This is a genomic window from Azonexus sp. IMCC34842 (genome assembly GCF_050368855.1).
In the GTDB taxonomy this organism is placed as follows: domain Bacteria; phylum Pseudomonadota; class Gammaproteobacteria; order Burkholderiales; family Rhodocyclaceae; genus Azonexus; species Azonexus denitrificans_A.
The window spans coordinates 284,318-299,305 of sequence record NZ_CP178449.1 but is presented as its reverse complement, the minus strand read 5'-3'; the positions used below and the strand labels follow the sequence as shown (position 1 = coordinate 299,305).

At 62.4% G+C, this 14,988-nt stretch carries 14 protein-coding genes; 10 read left to right on the top strand and 4 right to left on the bottom strand.

Annotated elements, in window-relative coordinates; all coding sequences use genetic code 11:
• Nucleotides 1–27 precede the first annotated feature (27 nt).
• Nucleotides 28–690 (top strand): type II secretion system protein, encoded by a 663-nt coding sequence (locus ACLIKD_RS01425; RefSeq protein WP_428826871.1) that lies wholly within the window; start codon nt 28–30, stop codon nt 688–690.
• Nucleotides 691–733: 43 nt separating this feature from the next.
• Here ACLIKD_RS01425 and ACLIKD_RS01420 read toward each other — a convergent pair whose 3' ends face one another.
• A complete protein-coding gene (locus ACLIKD_RS01420) occupies nt 734–2,686 on the bottom strand; it encodes a monovalent cation:proton antiporter family protein (RefSeq protein WP_226418540.1) in 1,953 nt (650 codons plus the stop codon).
• Between the two features lie 52 nt (nt 2,687–2,738).
• On the opposite strand from ACLIKD_RS01420, the gene ACLIKD_RS01415 reads away from it, so the two are divergent.
• The 6 genes from ACLIKD_RS01415 to ACLIKD_RS01390 all read left to right on the top strand — a co-directional run bounded on the left by ACLIKD_RS01415 (nt 2,739) and on the right by ACLIKD_RS01390 (nt 6,876).
• A complete protein-coding gene (locus tag ACLIKD_RS01415; protein WP_428826870.1) occupies nt 2,739–3,737 on the top strand; it encodes a KpsF/GutQ family sugar-phosphate isomerase in 999 nt (332 codons plus the stop codon).
• The gene (locus ACLIKD_RS01410; RefSeq protein ID WP_428826869.1) at nt 3,737–4,264 is read left to right on the top strand and encodes a KdsC family phosphatase; all 528 of its coding nucleotides are present in this window, start codon (nt 3,737–3,739) and stop codon (nt 4,262–4,264) included. The genes ACLIKD_RS01415 and ACLIKD_RS01410 overlap by 1 nt, the downstream gene beginning before the upstream one ends.
• Nucleotides 4,261–4,842, top strand: coding sequence for an LPS export ABC transporter periplasmic protein LptC (gene lptC / locus ACLIKD_RS01405; RefSeq protein ID WP_428826868.1), 582 nt, complete (start codon nt 4,261–4,263; stop codon nt 4,840–4,842). The genes ACLIKD_RS01410 and lptC overlap by 4 nt, the downstream gene beginning before the upstream one ends.
• Nucleotides 4,839–5,441, top strand: coding sequence for a lipopolysaccharide transport periplasmic protein LptA (gene lptA, locus ACLIKD_RS01400; protein ID WP_428826867.1), 603 nt, complete (start codon nt 4,839–4,841; stop codon nt 5,439–5,441). The genes lptC and lptA overlap by 4 nt, the downstream gene beginning before the upstream one ends.
• Nucleotides 5,442–5,670: 229 nt before the next feature.
• A complete protein-coding gene (locus ACLIKD_RS01395; RefSeq protein ID WP_428826866.1) occupies nt 5,671–6,234 on the top strand; it encodes a phasin family protein in 564 nt (187 codons plus the stop codon).
• Nucleotides 6,235–6,309: 75 nt separating this feature from the next.
• Nucleotides 6,310–6,876 carry a phasin family protein gene (locus ACLIKD_RS01390; protein WP_226418534.1) on the top strand — a complete coding sequence of 189 codons (567 nt, stop codon included), beginning with the start codon at nt 6,310–6,312 and terminating at the stop codon, nt 6,874–6,876.
• Nucleotides 6,877–6,949: 73 nt separating this feature from the next.
• On the opposite strand, the gene ACLIKD_RS01385 is transcribed toward ACLIKD_RS01390, so the two are convergent.
• Together ACLIKD_RS01385 and ACLIKD_RS01380 are read right to left on the bottom strand one after the other, a co-directional pair.
• On the bottom strand, nt 6,950–7,714 hold the full coding sequence (locus ACLIKD_RS01385; protein ID WP_428826865.1) for a competence/damage-inducible protein A: 765 nt from the start codon (nt 7,712–7,714) through the stop codon (nt 6,950–6,952).
• The gene (locus ACLIKD_RS01380) at nt 7,711–8,445 is read right to left on the bottom strand and encodes an EI24 domain-containing protein (RefSeq protein ID WP_428826864.1); all 735 of its coding nucleotides are present in this window, start codon (nt 8,443–8,445) and stop codon (nt 7,711–7,713) included. The genes ACLIKD_RS01385 and ACLIKD_RS01380 overlap by 4 nt, the downstream gene beginning before the upstream one ends.
• A gap of 163 nt (nt 8,446–8,608) precedes the next feature.
• On the opposite strand from ACLIKD_RS01380, the gene ACLIKD_RS01375 reads away from it, so the two are divergent.
• Nucleotides 8,609–9,469, top strand: coding sequence for a hypothetical protein (locus ACLIKD_RS01375; RefSeq protein WP_428826863.1), 861 nt, complete (start codon nt 8,609–8,611; stop codon nt 9,467–9,469).
• A 7-nt stretch (nt 9,470–9,476) separates the two neighbouring features.
• Here ACLIKD_RS01375 and hrpA read toward each other — a convergent pair whose 3' ends face one another.
• Nucleotides 9,477–13,451, bottom strand: coding sequence for an ATP-dependent RNA helicase HrpA (gene hrpA, locus ACLIKD_RS01370; RefSeq protein WP_428826862.1), 3,975 nt, complete (start codon nt 13,449–13,451; stop codon nt 9,477–9,479).
• Nucleotides 13,452–13,682: 231 nt separating this feature from the next.
• On the opposite strand from hrpA, the gene trhA reads away from it, so the two are divergent.
• A complete protein-coding gene (gene trhA / locus ACLIKD_RS01365) occupies nt 13,683–14,300 on the top strand; it encodes a PAQR family membrane homeostasis protein TrhA (protein WP_428826861.1) in 618 nt (205 codons plus the stop codon).
• Nucleotides 14,301–14,351: 51 nt separating this feature from the next.
• On the top strand, nt 14,352–14,972 hold the full coding sequence (locus ACLIKD_RS01360) for a DUF1294 domain-containing protein (protein ID WP_428826860.1): 621 nt from the start codon (nt 14,352–14,354) through the stop codon (nt 14,970–14,972).
• Nucleotides 14,973–14,988 lie beyond the last annotated feature (16 nt).

Sequence of the window (14,988 nt, the reverse complement as noted above, 5' to 3'; positions counted from 1 at the left end):
CTCAAGAAAATACAAGCGGAGCATGCCATGAAAAGCCATCAAAAAGGCTTCACCCTCGTCGAAATCGCCATTGTGCTGGTCATTATCGGCCTGCTGATGGGCGGAGTATTGAAGGGCCAGGAATTGATCAACAGCGCGAAGGTAAAAAATCTGGCAAATGATTTCAAGAATGCACCATTGGCCATCTATGGATATCAGGATCGTTTCCGCGCGGTGCCAGGAGATGATCTTCGCGCCGATACAAATCTTCCTGGTGGAATCCTAGCGGATAGAGGAGACGGAAATGGTCGTATCGACGGTGAGTGGAATTCCCAAACAGCCACCGACGAATCCGCAAAATACTGGCGCGCCGTTCGCCTGACCAATTTTCTGGCCGGACCGACCGACATGACTCAGACCGAGTACTACCCTATCAATGTCGAAGGCGGACGGATTGGGCTGACCGGCGCGATCGTTTCTCAAATACCTATTACCGGCATGACTGGCACCTACGTTTTTTGCTCTAGCGGCATTTTGGGAAAATATGCGCGCCAGCTTGATGCCACCATAGACGATAACAACACAACGACAGGATCGATTCGCGTGCGAGCCTTGGTCACCGGTGGGACGGTTGCAGCCCCGGCAGCAGCCATAGCAGCAACGACAGCCAATTTTGACACGACAGGATATACGGTTTGCATGACGTTCTGATGGCAAGATGACCGATAAGGAAGCCCGCCTCGGCGGGCTTTTTTCATTTCTGCAGCAGCCGTTGTTCGGCGGCCGCCACAGATCCCGGATCACCGAGCACGACGACCACGTCGCTTGATTCAAGAACCGTTTCCGGCGCTGGTTCGATAGCGCGGATGCCGCGCCGGCGGATGGCGCTGACTTCGCAGCCCAGCCCCTCCAGATTGAGCACAGCCAGCGTCTGGCCAATGGCCGCCGCACCGGGGGCGAGCCAGACCGAATGCAGGCGCGGCTGGTGATCCTCATCTTCTTCGCGGTCGGTCTGGCCGCGATAGAAACCGCGGAGCAGACGGTAACGTTGCGAACGGATTTGCCGGATGCGCTTCAAAACCCGATTGATCGGCACACCAACCAGGACCAGCGCATGTGAAGCCAGCATCAGGCTGGCTTCGAGCATTTCCGGCACGACCTCCGCCGCGCCGGCCTTGGAAAGACGGGCCATGTCGCGCTCATCGGAGGTCCGCACCACTACCGGCAGATCCGGACGCAATTCCTGGACGTGGTGCAGCACCCGCTCGGCGAGCGACGTATCGCTCATCGTGACGATGACCACACTGGCCCGCATCAACCCGGCGGCGATCAGGACTTCCTTGCGTCCGGCGTCGCCGAAAACGACACTCTCGCCACCGGCCGCTGCTTCGCGGACCCGATCCGGGTCGAGATCCATGGCGATGTAGCCAACCCCTTCTTGACTGAGAAAGCGGGCCAGATACTGACCGTTTCGCCCGAAGCCGCAGAGGATTGCGTGCTTTTCCGTCCCCATCGACTGGGCGGCGATCTGCGTCAGCTGCATCGAACGCATCAGCCATTCGTTGGCGACAAAACGCATCACCAGCTTCTCGCTGTATTGCACGATGAAGGGGGCGATCAACATCGAAAGCACCAGCGCCGTCAGCGCGATTTGCTCGATGGCTTTCGGCATGTGGGCGATTTCGCCGAGCAGTACGAAACCGAATTCACCGCCGGCACATAGCCAGAGGGCCGAGCGCATGGCGTTCCCCGGCGTTGCCCCCAAACGCCAGGAGAGCAACCCGACGATCAGACTCTTGAAGGTCAGCAGTGCGACCAATACCAGAAGCACCTGCCACCACAAGCCGACCAGGATGTGCAAATCGAGTTTCACCCCGATGGTCACGAAAAACAGCCCCATCAACACGTCGCGGAACGGCTTGATGTCATCCTCGACCTGCATGCGAAATTCGGTTTCCGAAATCAACATGCCGGCAACGAAGGCGCCGAGCGCCAGCGACAGACCGGCCAGTTCGGTCAGCGTGGCCAGACTGAGCGTAATCAGCAGCACGTTAAGGACGAACACCTCGGAAGACTTGGCCCGGGCAACGAAGTGGAACCACTTGCGCATCAGGCGCTGGCCAAAGACCAGAATCACCGCCAGTACGACAATCGCCTTGAGCAAGGCAATTGCCAGCAGGACCGCCAGTTTTTCGGGCGGCTGGGTCAGCGAGGGAATGATCACCAGCATCGGCACCACCGCCAGATCCTGGAACAGCAGCACGCCCATGATTTCGCGGCCATGCGCCGAATTGAGTTGCATCCGCTCGGCCAGCAGCTTGGTCAGCACCGCTGTCGACGACATCGCAAAAACACCGCCGAGGGCGATGCCCAGTTGCCAGCCGATACCCAGCCCGATGACCAGCAACGCGGTCAACAGCATCGTGATGACGACCTGCAGCAGCCCCAGGCCGAAAACGATGCGCTTCATCGCATAGAGTTTGGGCAACGAGAACTCGAGGCCGATCGAGAACATCAGGAAAACCACGCCGAACTCCGCCAGATACTCGGCCCGGTACATGTCGTTCATCAAATTCAGTGCATGCGGGCCGATGATGCTGCCGACAAACAGGTAGCCGAGTACCGGCGGCAGGTTGAAGCGGCGGAAGATGACCACGGCCAAAACCGAGGCACCAAGCAGCAGGAGGACGAGAGACAGTGTGCTCAAGGGGACTTTCGCGATTCGGGTATACTTCGACCATCATAACCGTTGCCCGCCCATGAACCCAAGCCCACCTGCCCTTCGTTTTTCGCCGGAACGCGCTCTGGAACTGGGTCGCCAGACCCTGAGCATCGAGGCTGCCGCGGTCGCTGCGCTGATCGACCGTCTTGACGGCGATTTCGCCAAGGCCGTCGAATTGATCATCAACAGCCATGGCCGTCTGATCGTCAGCGGCATGGGCAAATCCGGCCACATCGCCCGCAAGATTGCGGCAACCATGGCCAGCACCGGCACTCCGGCCTATTTCGTTCACCCGGCTGAAGCCAGCCATGGCGACCTCGGTATGATTACCCGCGACGATGTACTGCTCGCCCTCTCCAATTCAGGCGAATCGGAAGAACTGCTGCGCATCGTGCCGCTGATCAAGCGCCAGGGGGCCCGGCTGATTTCGATGACTGGCGTGCCGAGCTCGACGCTGGCCCGCGAAGCCGACATCCATCTCGACGCCGCCGTTGAACAGGAGGCCTGTCCGCACAACCTGGCACCGACCGCCAGCACCACGGCGGCGCTGGCGCTCGGCGACGCGCTCGCCGTCGCCCTGCTCGACGCGCGCGGCTTCGGCCCCGACGACTTCGCCCGCTCGCACCCCGGCGGTTCGCTCGGCCGCCGTTTGCTGACCCGTGTCTGCGACGTCATGCGCCCGGGCGACAAGGTACCCGCCGTTGCCCCGGCGACCGACCTGACCGAGGCCATCGTCGCCATGTCGCACGGCGGCCTCGGCCTGGTCGCGATCACCGACCCAGCCGGCAAGACGCTCGGCATCTTTACCGATGGCGATTTGCGCCGGGCTTTTGAAAAGCGCATCGACCTGCGTCAGGGCGACATCGCTTCGGTGATGCATCCCGCGCCGCGCACCATCCGGCCCGACCGGCTCGCCGTCGAAGCCGTCGAGATGATGGAACGCCTGCGCATCAATGCCCTGCTCGTCGTCGACGCCGACGGCGTTCTGGTCGGCGCGCTCAACATGCACGACCTGTTCACTGCGAAAGTTATCTGATGGACACCACCGCCCGCGCCGCCCGCATCAAACTCGTCGCCTTCGATATCGACGGCGTGATGACCGATGGCGGCCTGCACTACACCGATAACGGTGGCGAACTGAAAACCTTCAACGTCCAGGACGGCCTCGGCCTGAAGATGATGCAGCGTGCCGGCATCGAACTGGCTATCGTCACCGGCCGGACCTCCGGCGTCGTCGCGGCCCGCGCCGCCGACCTCGGCATCGAACACGTCTATCAGGGCGTTGCCGACAAGCGCGCCGCCGTCGGCGGCCTGCTCGACAAGCTCGGCCTGCACTGGCCGGACTGCGCCTTTATGGGCGACGACCTGATCGATCTGCCGGCCATGACCCGGTGCGGTCTGGCCATCGCCCCGGCCAACGCCCGCCCCATCGTCAAGGAGCGCGCCCATGCCGTGACCGACGCCGGCGGTGGCCACGGCGCCGTGCGCGAAGCAATTGAATTGATCCTCTCCGCCCAGGGCAAGCTCGATGCCGCTTTCGCCCCCTATCTCGACGCGCGATGAAGCACTGGCCCAGCCAACTCTTTCCGATCATTCTGCTGGCGCTCCTCGCCGGCCTGACTTTTTGGCTGCAAAAAGTCATCGGTCAGGATGAACTCGCCAATGACGGCAAACTCCGGCACGACCCGGACGCCATCGCCGAAAATTTCATGGTCCGTCGTTTTGACGACAGCGGCCAGGTCAAGTACCGGCTGATCGCCCCGTATCTGGTGCATTACCCGGACGACGACAGTTCCGAACTGACCGCCCCCAAACTGATCAGCTACCGGCCCGATGCCGCCCCGGTCGAGGTCGTCGCCAAACATGCCAGGGTAACGTCGAAGGGCGAAACCATTTTCCTCTGGGACGACGTCACGCTGACCCGTACCGCAACCGCCGATCGCCCAGCCATGGTAGCCCGCATGCCGGACCTCACCACCCAGCCGGATGCCGGCTTTGCCTTCACCAACAGCCCGGTCGAAATCACCCAGGGCCAGTCCTGGATCAAGGGCGTCGGCGCGCATCTCGACAACAATACATCCACGCTCGTTCTGCAATCGCAGGTGACCGGGCTCTACATTCGCCCCAGGCCAACGCCATGATCATTCGTCTCGCCACACTCACTCTCTGCCTTCTCGCCACCCAGCCAGCCTTGGCGGAACGGGCCGACCGCGACAAGCCGATGCAACTCGAAGCCAACCGGGTTTCGATCGACGACGCCAAGAAAATCCAGATCCTTGAAGGCGACGTGCTGATCACCAAGGGAACGATGACGCTGAAAGCCGACCGCGTCGTGGTCACCGAAGACCGTTACGGCTTCCAGAAAGGGACCGCCTTCGGCGGCAAGGATGGTCTCGCCCGTTTCCGCCAGAAGCGCGAAGGCAAGGAAGAGTACATGGAAGGGGAAGCCGAGCGCATCGAGTACAACAGCAACAGCGAAATCGCCGAACTGTTCCACCGGGCCTGGGTAAAGAGCGGCGAAGATCAGGTGCAGGGCGATTACATCTGGTACGACGCGATCAGCGAAAAGTATCTGGTAACCGCCGGCGAGAAGCGCGATCCGAAAGCGCCGCCGACCCGCGTACGCGCCGTGATTCAGCCCAAAAACAAAGGCGGCGAGCCGGAACGCCCCACTTCGCGCAGCGAAAACCTCGAGCTCAAGGGCGCTGGCGGCCTGAGCATACCAGCCGCACAGCCGTAGTGCATCCATCCCGGGGGCATATTGAATCGCCGCCCGGGATCGACGCCAAAGAGCCTGAAACTTTCCATCTATTCATCGGCTTACATTTTTTGTGCACCGCACAAAAAATTTGTTGACAATGTCACAATCAATCCTATAATTGAATCCATGGTGCGGTGCAACATGTGTTGAAAAAAGCACTGCAACGGTTCTGACTGTTTCGCATGACTTTTCATCTAGGAGATAACCCATGAATTACTTCACCAATCCCGAGCAACTCGCCTCCGCCAACAAGACCGCTGTTGATTCCCTGCTGTCCCTGGCCAATGCCGCCCTGGCTTCTGCCGAGCGTATCGCTGCCCTGAACCTGAACACCGCCCGTTCCGTTCTGGAAGACTCCGTCTCCGGCACCAAAGCCCTGCTCGGCGCCAAGGACGTGCAAGAAGCCCTGTCCATCCAGGCTTCCCTGGCCCAGCCGAATGTTGAAAAGGCCGTGGCCTATTCCCGTTCCGTTTATGAAATCTCCGCCCAGGCTCAGGAAGAACTGTCCAAGACCCTGGAAGGCCAGTTTGGTGGTTTCCAGAAGCAAGTTGCCGAACTGCTGGACAAGGCTGCCAAGTCCGCTCCGGCTGGTTCTGACGTTGCCGTTGCTGCCGTCAAGTCCGCCATTGCTGCCGCCAACTCCGCTTTCGACAACCTGAACAAGGCTGCCAAGCAAGTTGCCGAAATCACCGAAGCCAATGTTGCCGCCGCCACCAACGCGACGGTCAAGGCTGTCGGCGCCTCTGCCGCTGCCGGCAAGAAGAGCAAGTAATTGTTCCTAGAAGCCCCCGCCGCAAGCGGGGGCTTTGTTGCATCCTGTTCCACCAAAAATATACTGGAGAAGATGATGAGCAACCCGAATTTCGAACAACTGACTGCCGCCCAACAAGCCAACGCCGAAATCATGACGGCCCTGCTGCGCACCGCCTTCAATGGCGTCGAGCGTCTGACCGCCCTGAACATGGCCGCTTCCCGCGAATTCTTCAACAATACCGTGGCCGGAACCCAGCAACTGCTGGCCGCCAAGGATGCCAATGAAGCCGCCAAGCTGAACAGCGAACTGGCCAAGCCGAATATGGAAAAGCTGGTTGACTACTCGCGCAACGTGTACGAGCTGGTCAGCGAAATGCAGAAGGAAATCACTTCGGTGATGGAAGCCCAGTACAGCACCTTTAGCAAGACCGCCAACAGCGCCGTCGCCAAGGCCAAGTCCTCGGCCCCGGTCGGTGGTGACTTCTTCGCCGCCACCATGCAGTCCATGCTCGACGCATCGAGCAAGGCTTTCGACAGCATGACCGCGATGGCCAAGCAAATGTCCGATCTCGCTGAAACCAATATCCAGACCGCCTCCAAGGCAACCGGCAAGGCCGTCAGCGCGACAACCGCTGCCGCCAAGAAGAGTACCGCCAAGTAATTCGGCGCCTTCGGCCCAACAAAAAGCCCGCGAAATTCGCGGGCTTTTTTACGTCTGCCGAACGCCGCGCGGCTCAGGGGCGCCAGGTCCAGACAATGCCGCGCCACTCGATCTCGCGGCGGATTTCCTCCATTGCCCGGTCTACCAGGCCCGGCTCGCCTTCGACGCCGAGTTCCAGATGTTTCCGTTCGTGACCGGTCAACGAAGGCAGCGAAAAAAGGCGGAGCGCCGGATAGTCGCGGACGATCCGTTCCATCAGATCGAGCAGCGCACTTTCATAGGCATTGGGGCCGGTCAGCAGGAAGGCTTTTTCCACGACACCGTCGACCGGCTGGAAAAGATCGCGGTAATAGGTATCGAGCGCCCATTCGATCATTGGATGGGCCATCTGCGGAAAGCCCGGCACGAAGTAATGGTCATTGGCAGTGAAGCCGGGAATGCGGTTGAAGGGATTGGGAATGATCCGGACGCCGGCCGGGAAGGTGACCAGTTGCCGACGCTGATCGGTGACCTCCTCGCCGGCGAAGCGGGCCCTCAGTTCCTCGTAGCCTTCCGGATGCAGTTCCAATCCGACGCCGAGGGCGGCCGCGACGGCCTGCCGGGTATGGTCGTCCGGCGTATTGCCGATGCCGCCGCAGGAAAATACCACGTCGCCGGCCGCCATCGTGCGCTTGAAGGTGGCGGCCAGGCGCTCCCGGTCATCACCCAGATACTCGACCCAGGACAGGCGCAGGCCGCGCACCCCGAGCATTTCGGCAATTTTCGCGAAGTGCTTGTCCTGCCGCTTGCCGGACAGGATCTCGTCGCCGATGATAATGGCGCCAAAGGTGCGACTCATACACGTTCCCCTTCAATGGTAACGACCGCGCCGCTGCGCGAACGACGCAACGCCTCAAGACCGTAGTGAACGAATGATAGCGCCGCCAGCGCCGGCACCAGCAATCCCAGGATCGGCACATGGGCGAACAGCGCCATGCTCAGTCCGAGCATGAACATCGGGCCCTTGCCCTGGCGCTGCAGCGCCGCCCATTCGGCTTCGGTCGCGTGCATCGACAGGGCGTCGTAGGCGAAAGTCCGGCGGTTGAGCCAGGCCATCAGCAACATCGGCACGATCAGCGACAGGCCGGGTATCAACCAGAGCGGCAAGGTCAGCAGCCAGGCGGCGACAAACAGCAGCGAAGCGACGACGCTGTTCACCGCGGCGGCAACGAAACTGTCCTTGCCCATCGCGGCAACGTCACGGTATTCGTTTTCCGACAGGTACTTGAGCAGCAGCGGCATGACCAGGATGGCCGCGAGCAGCGAAGCGGTCAGGTAAGCCGCCGCGAAGATCGCCATCCAGCCGCCGAGGTAAGCCAGCAGATAGGCGAGCCAGAGCGCCCCCCAGCCGATCAGCCAGCTCATCGGCGGATAGAGCAGCATCTGCTCGACCAGTCCGCCGAGCACCCAAATGGCCAGCACGATCGACAACGCCAGCGACACAAGAGCCGGCAGCAGCACATAGCCCCAGATCCGCCCCGACCGTAAACTGGACAAGGTGCGCATCAGCGCAAGGAGCACATCGTTCATCAGAGAAACCTCGCTATTGGTCGGATTGCAAGCACACCGCAGAACACAATGCGGCCCTGCCCGGGCCGCGTTTTCGTGCCGGTATGTCGAAGCCTTTGGGCGGCAACGTTCAAGTTTATCCGCAATATGTCGTTAAATTAATTTCACTCTCCGGAAGCCCGCCATGAAACTCGATTCCTCAACATGGGCCGGGTCGATCAGCCTGTTGGCTTCGGCCGGCACCAAGCGTAAGACCGGTAGCCCCTTGCGCGAAGCGGACGATCCGCAGGCGAAGTGGATGCAGGACATGAAGTCGGCCTTGCAGCGCCTGAAAGCCATGCCGAGTGCCAAGGACAGCGCGAAAGAGGCGGCCACGGCGAAAGCCGCCTTCATCAAACGCCAGCTCGATTCGCTGAAGGCGATGCTGCTCCATGCTTCCCCGGAACAAGCCGCGGCCATCGCCCGCCAGGTGCGCGGACTGGCCAAAGAGCTCGCCGCTCTCGGGCATTTGCTGAAAACGGGGGGTAGTTCGGCCAGTACCACGCTACCGAGCGCAGATGCGGCGGCGAGCGCCGATGCGTCGTCGGCCGAAGCGAGCCCGGAGGCCGCACCGGCCGCGGACACCGCCAGCGCCCAGGTTGTGGCGGTGGCGGCCGAAGCGGGCGTGGCGGCCACCGCTGCCGAAGACAGCGGCGAGGCCGGTGAAGACAATCAGGCGGCGGCCGACCCCGCCGCAGCAGAGGCAAAGGAAAACAAAGACGCAAATGCCGCCGATGATGACAAGGGATTGCGTGCCGCGCTGCTCGAAGCGCGGAAAGTCCTGAAGCAGATCATCGCGCTGTTGAAAGCCAAACTGGCAGCCGCCGACAAGGAAACCAAGGGGGACGTCCAGGCCGCCGAAAAAAGCCTGAACGAACTGAACAACACGCTGGCCCAGGGAGCCGGTTCCGACCTCTACACCGCGCTGGGTTCGCTGGGCAGCGGCCTGGCCGACTCGTCGATATCGGTCGATGTCGGCGGCGGCAGCATCGACGTCAAGGCTTGATGCCGCCTTACCGGCCGCTCGACGAGAGCAGGCCTTCCCACTGCTTCTGCAACCGCTTTACCGAGACGGGAACCGGCGTCCGCAACTCCTGGGCGAACAGGCTGATCCGTAGCTCCTCCAGCAACCAGCGGAACTGTTCGATTTGCGGATCGGCGGCGCCCAGCTTGGCAAGCTGGATGGCGCGCCGCTCGTAGTTGGTCCACAGCGGGGCGTACTCGGCCATCAGCTGCGCGTCGCGCGCCGGGTTGGCCTTCAGCTTGTCGAGGCGGACCTGGATGCCTTTCAGGTAACGCGGGTAGTGCTGTAGCCGTTCGATCGGCGTATCGAGCACGAAACGCTTGCCCATCAGCCGCTTCAGCTGCGCTTCGACATCCTGTACGGCGGCCGCATGCACCTTGAAGGCGGGCAGCTTCTTGACCACCGCCTGCCATTCGGTAAGCACCGTGCCGACCATCCGGCAGACCTCCTGCATCACCAGGCCAAGCCGCGCCTTGCTTTCGGCGCAGCGGCTCGTGAACGCCGCCGGCGTCGTCGGCAGCGGTTCGTTCAGGCAGGCGCGTTCGAAAGTCAGGTCGATGATCTGCCGCTTCAGGTCGTCGTTGCTGCCCAACGCCATGTATTGCATGGCCATCTGGCTCAGGCCGGGGACGTTCTTGTCGAAATACTTCACCTGCTCGCGACATTGCAGCATGAACAGGCGGAGCAGCCCGGCGCGGTGCACGGCGGCCGCTTCCTCGGCCGAATCGAAGACCTTCAGGCTGACCGTTTCGCCTTCGTCGGTCAGCGCCGGGTAGCCGAGCACGGTCTGGCCGGCGACCGGCACTTCCATCAGTTCCGGCAGTTCGCCGAAGGTCCAGTCGGTCAGCTTGGTGTATTCGGACGGCGTTTCGTGCAGCTCGGCGAATTCCTGCTTGGCTTCCCTGCCCCAGTCGGCGCGCAACTGCATCAGGCTGCGGTTCATGTCGATCTGGCGGCCATGCTCGTCGATCAGCTTGTAGTTCATCGAAAAATGCGCGGGCAGCGCATCCGGTCGGAAAGCGTCCGGCGTCACCGCCCAGCCACGGGCATTCAGGCCGCGCGCCTCGAGAATGTAGTCGATCAGCGGCGGGATCAGTCCCAGCCCCATCTTCTTGTCGTTGCCGGCGACCGCCGCCATGAATTCTTCGACGAACTCCGGCACCGGCACCAGCTTGGCGCGGATTTTCTGCGGCAGCGTCTTGATCAGCTGCACCAGCTTTTCCTTCAACAGCCCCGGCACCAGCCATTCCAGACGGCCGGCCGGGATCTGGTTGAGCTGCGCCAGCGGCAGCGTCAGCGTCACACCATCGCGCGGCGAACCGGGCTCGAAATGGTAGGTGAGCGCATACTCCACGCCGCCGACCTTGAGGTGATGCGGGAAGGCTTCGGTCGTCACGCCGGCCGCCGAATGGCGCATCAGGTCGTCCTTGGCGAGGAACAGCAGCTTTGGATTGTCGCGCTCCGCCTCCTTGCGCCAGTGGTCGAAGGTGGCGCCGTTGTGGATGCCCTCGGGAATCAGGTGATCGTAGAAGGCGAAGATCAGTTCGTCGTCCACCAGCACGTCCTGGCGGCGCTGCTTGTGTTCGAGGCGCTCGATGTCGCGGATCTGCTTCTGGTTGTGCTGATAGAACGGCCAGCGCTTGGCAAAGGCTTCGTCGATTTCCTCGCCGACCAGCCCTTGGCGGATGAAGATCTCGCGCGCTTCGGCCGGCGCCATCGGGCCGTAATGAATGCGCCGTTTCGGATTGATCACCACGCCGTACAGCGTCGTCCGCTCCCAGGCGGCGACCTGCATCGACTTCTTTTCCCAGTGCGGGTCGAAGTACTGGCGCTTGATCAGGTGAGCGCCCACTTTCTCCAGCCAGTCCGCTTCGATGCGGGCGACGCAGCGGCCGAACAGCCGCGTCGTCTCGGTGATCTCGGCCGCCATGATCCACTTGCCGGCCTTCTTCTGCAGCGGCGACGAGGGATGGATCAGGTAGCGGATGCCGCGCGCGCCGAGATAATAGCCGGATTCGTCCGACTTGCAGCCGATATTGCCAAGCAGGCCGGAGAGCAGCGCCTGGTGGATCGCCTCGAAGGTGCCGGCGATTTCGTTTTCCTTCCAGCCCAGTTCGGCCACCATCGCGTGCAACTGCCCATGCACCTCGCGCCACTCGCGCAGCCGCAGGTAGGAAAGGAAATGCGCATGGCAGTTGTCGACCAGCTGCTTGTTGGTCTTCTTGTGCTCGACGGCATTCTGGAACCAGTTCCACAACTTCCACCAGCTGAGGAATTCCGACTTCTCGTCGGCGAACAGCTTGTGCTTCTCGTCCGCCGCCTGCTGGCGTTCCTGCGGCCGTTCGCGCGGATCCTGCGCCGACAGGCCGGCGGCGATCACCATCACCTCCTTCAGGCAACCGAGGTCGCGCGCCGCCACCAGCATGCGGCCGATGCGCGGATCGAGCGGCAGCTTGGCCAACGACTCGCCGATCGGCGTCAGGACATTCTCTTCGTCGAGCGCGCCGAGCTCCTGCAACAACGCGTAGCCGTCGGCGATGGCCTTGGGCGGCGGCGGTTCGATGAAGGGGAAGCTCTCGACATCGGTCAGGCGCAGCGACTTCATGCGCAGGATGACGCCGGCCAGCGACGAACGCAGGATTTCCGGATCGGTGAACGGCGAACGGGCGTTGAAATCCAGTTCGTCGTAGAGGCGGATGCAGACCCCCGCCGCCACCCGGCCGCAACGCCCGGCCCGCTGCCGCGCCGCGGCCTGCGAAATGGACTCGATCTGCAGTTGCTCGACCTTGTTGCGGTAGGAGTAACGCTTGACCCGGGCCAGCCCGCTGTCGATCACATAGCGGATGCCCGGCACGGTGAGCGAGGTTTCGGCGACGTTGGTGGCCAGCACGATGCGCCGCTGGCTGCCGGACGGCTTGAAGATACGGTCCTGCTCGCCGGCCGACAGGCGCGAGAACAGCGGCAGGATTTCCGGCGCATGCGCCGACGACAAGCCCGGCCGGGCCAGCGCGTGCTTGCGCAGGGCTTCGGCCGCTTCGCGGATTTCCCGTTCGCCAGGCAGGAAAACGAGGATGTCGCCACTGCCCAGCCGCGACAACTCGTCGGCCGCATCGACGATGGCGTCGTACAGATCGCGCTCGTCGTCCTTCTTTTCCAGATCGGCGACCGGCCGGTAACGCACATCGACCGGGTAGAGCCGGCCGGAGACCTCGATCACCGGCGCCAGCTGTTCGCCGACGGCGAAATGCGCGGCGAAGCGCTCGGCATCGATGGTCGCCGAGGTGATGATCAGCTTCAGATCGGGGCGCTTCGGCAGCAACTGCTTGAGGTAACCGAGCAGGAAATCGATATTCAGGCTGCGCTCGTGCGCCTCATCGATGATGATCGTATCGTAGGCGCTCAAATACGGGTCGGACTGCGACTCGGCAAGCAGGATGCCGTCGGTCATCAGCTTGATCCAGCTGTCCGGACTGGAGCGGTCCTGGAAGCGGATCTTGACGCCGACGCCCGAGCCGACTTGCGTCTTCAGCTCCTGCGCCAGCCGCGTCGCCACCGAACGCGCCGCCAGCCGGCGCGGCTGCGTGTGACCGATCAGACCAGCCGCGCCGCGCCCGAGTTCGAGGCAGATTTTCGGCAACTGCGTCGTCTTGCCGGAACCGGTTTCGCCGCAAACGATGACCACCTGATGCTTGGCAATCAGCTCGGCGATTTCGCCGCGCCGTTCGTTGACCGGCAGATCGGCCTGGAATTCCGGCTTGGGCAGCGCCGCCTGACGCTTCGCCAGGCCGGCCTGCGAGCGTTCGAGCAGCGCGGCAAAATCGGCCTGCAGCTTGGCGCGTTTTTCGCCGGTCGAGCGCAGCAAATTGCGCTGCATGCCGCGCAGCCGGCCGTAGTCGGCCGACAGACAGAGCAAGCGCTCGCCAGCGGTCTGGCGCGGTCTTTTTTGTTCAGTATTCGTTGCCATTGTGCACAGCGCGCGGCCGAAACGATCCGGCCTGGGCGGCATCCATCTTTCCTGCAATAGTTGAGCCGTGAATTGTGCAGGAAAACCCCGCCCCGATCCATGCGAGAAGTGGCAATCGGCGATTGTCTATACTGTTCTTAGTACGACGGCGAAACGAACGCCGGTGGCGGGCCGCTGTCTAATTGCGCTGCAGCAAACCTTGCGCGCTGTCACTTTGAACAAAGGCAAACGATGTACCCCGGAGAAAAATTCAACGCCTGGACGCACCTGATCGGGGCCTTGCTTGCCCTGACCGGCGCGGTCTGGCTGCTGGCCCTGGCACTGACCGGCGGCGATGGCTGGAAGGTGTTCAGCGTTGCGGTCTATGGCACGACGCTGGTCATGCTCTACAGCATTTCGACGATCTATCACAGCATCCGCGGGCGGGCGAAAAGCATCCTGCGCAAGCTTGATCACCTGTCGATCTATCTGCTGATCGCCGGCAGCTACACCCCCTTCTGCCTGATCAGCCTGCGCGGGCCGTGGGGCTGGTCGCTGTTCGGCGTGGTCTGGGCGCTGGCGCTGATCGGCATGTTGCAGGAAATCAAGCCGCGCTCCGAAGCGCGGGTCATGTCGCTGGTCATCTATGCGCTGATGGGCTGGATCGTCCTGGTCGCCATCAAGCCCTTGCTCGAAAATCTCGGCCTCCCCGGCTTCCTCTGGCTGGCCGGCGGCGGCATCTTCTACACGGTGGGCATCATATTTTTCGCCTTCGACCAGCGCTTCCGGCACTGGCACGGGATCTGGCACCTGTTCGTGATCGCCGGCAGCCTGATGCATTTCATTGCCATCTTGTTTTATGTCGTATGAAAAGGCGACAATGACGGACAGTTACCCATTACAGATACCGTCAGCGAGAGCATGCGCCACCAAGGCAAGATCACGACCTGGAAAGACGAGCAGGGATTCGGCTTCATCACCCCGAACGGCGGCGGCGAGCCGGTATTTGTGCACATCAAGACTTTCGCTAACCGGCAGCGCCGGCCACTGGTCAACGAGATCGTCACCTATGAACTGGCCAGCGACGGCCAGGGACGCGCCCAGGCCCGCCACGTGGACTATCCCGGCGGACGGCGTGGCAAGCCGGCCGCCTCGTCCGGACCCAGCCGCCTCCCGCTGATCGTCGCCGCGCTGTTCCTGGCTTTTGTCACGGCCGGCGCGTTGACCGCAAAACTGCCGCTGCTTGTCCTTGGCTGGTACGTTGGCGCCAGCCTCGTCACCTTCATTGCCTATGCCATTGATAAATCAGCCGCCCAGGCCGACCGGCGACGGACGCCGGAAGACCGCCTGCATCTGCTCGCCCTGATCGGCGGCTGGCCGGGTGCACTGGTGGCGCAGAACCGCTTGCGCCACAAGTCGCGCAAGCAATCGTTCCTGGTGGTTTTCTGGGCGACGGTGCTGGTCAACTGTGGCGCCCTCGGCTGGACGCTGAGCGCCAACGGTGGCCGAGTGCTGCGCTCGGCGCTCAACGGCCTCGTCTGAAGCCATGCATCGACGC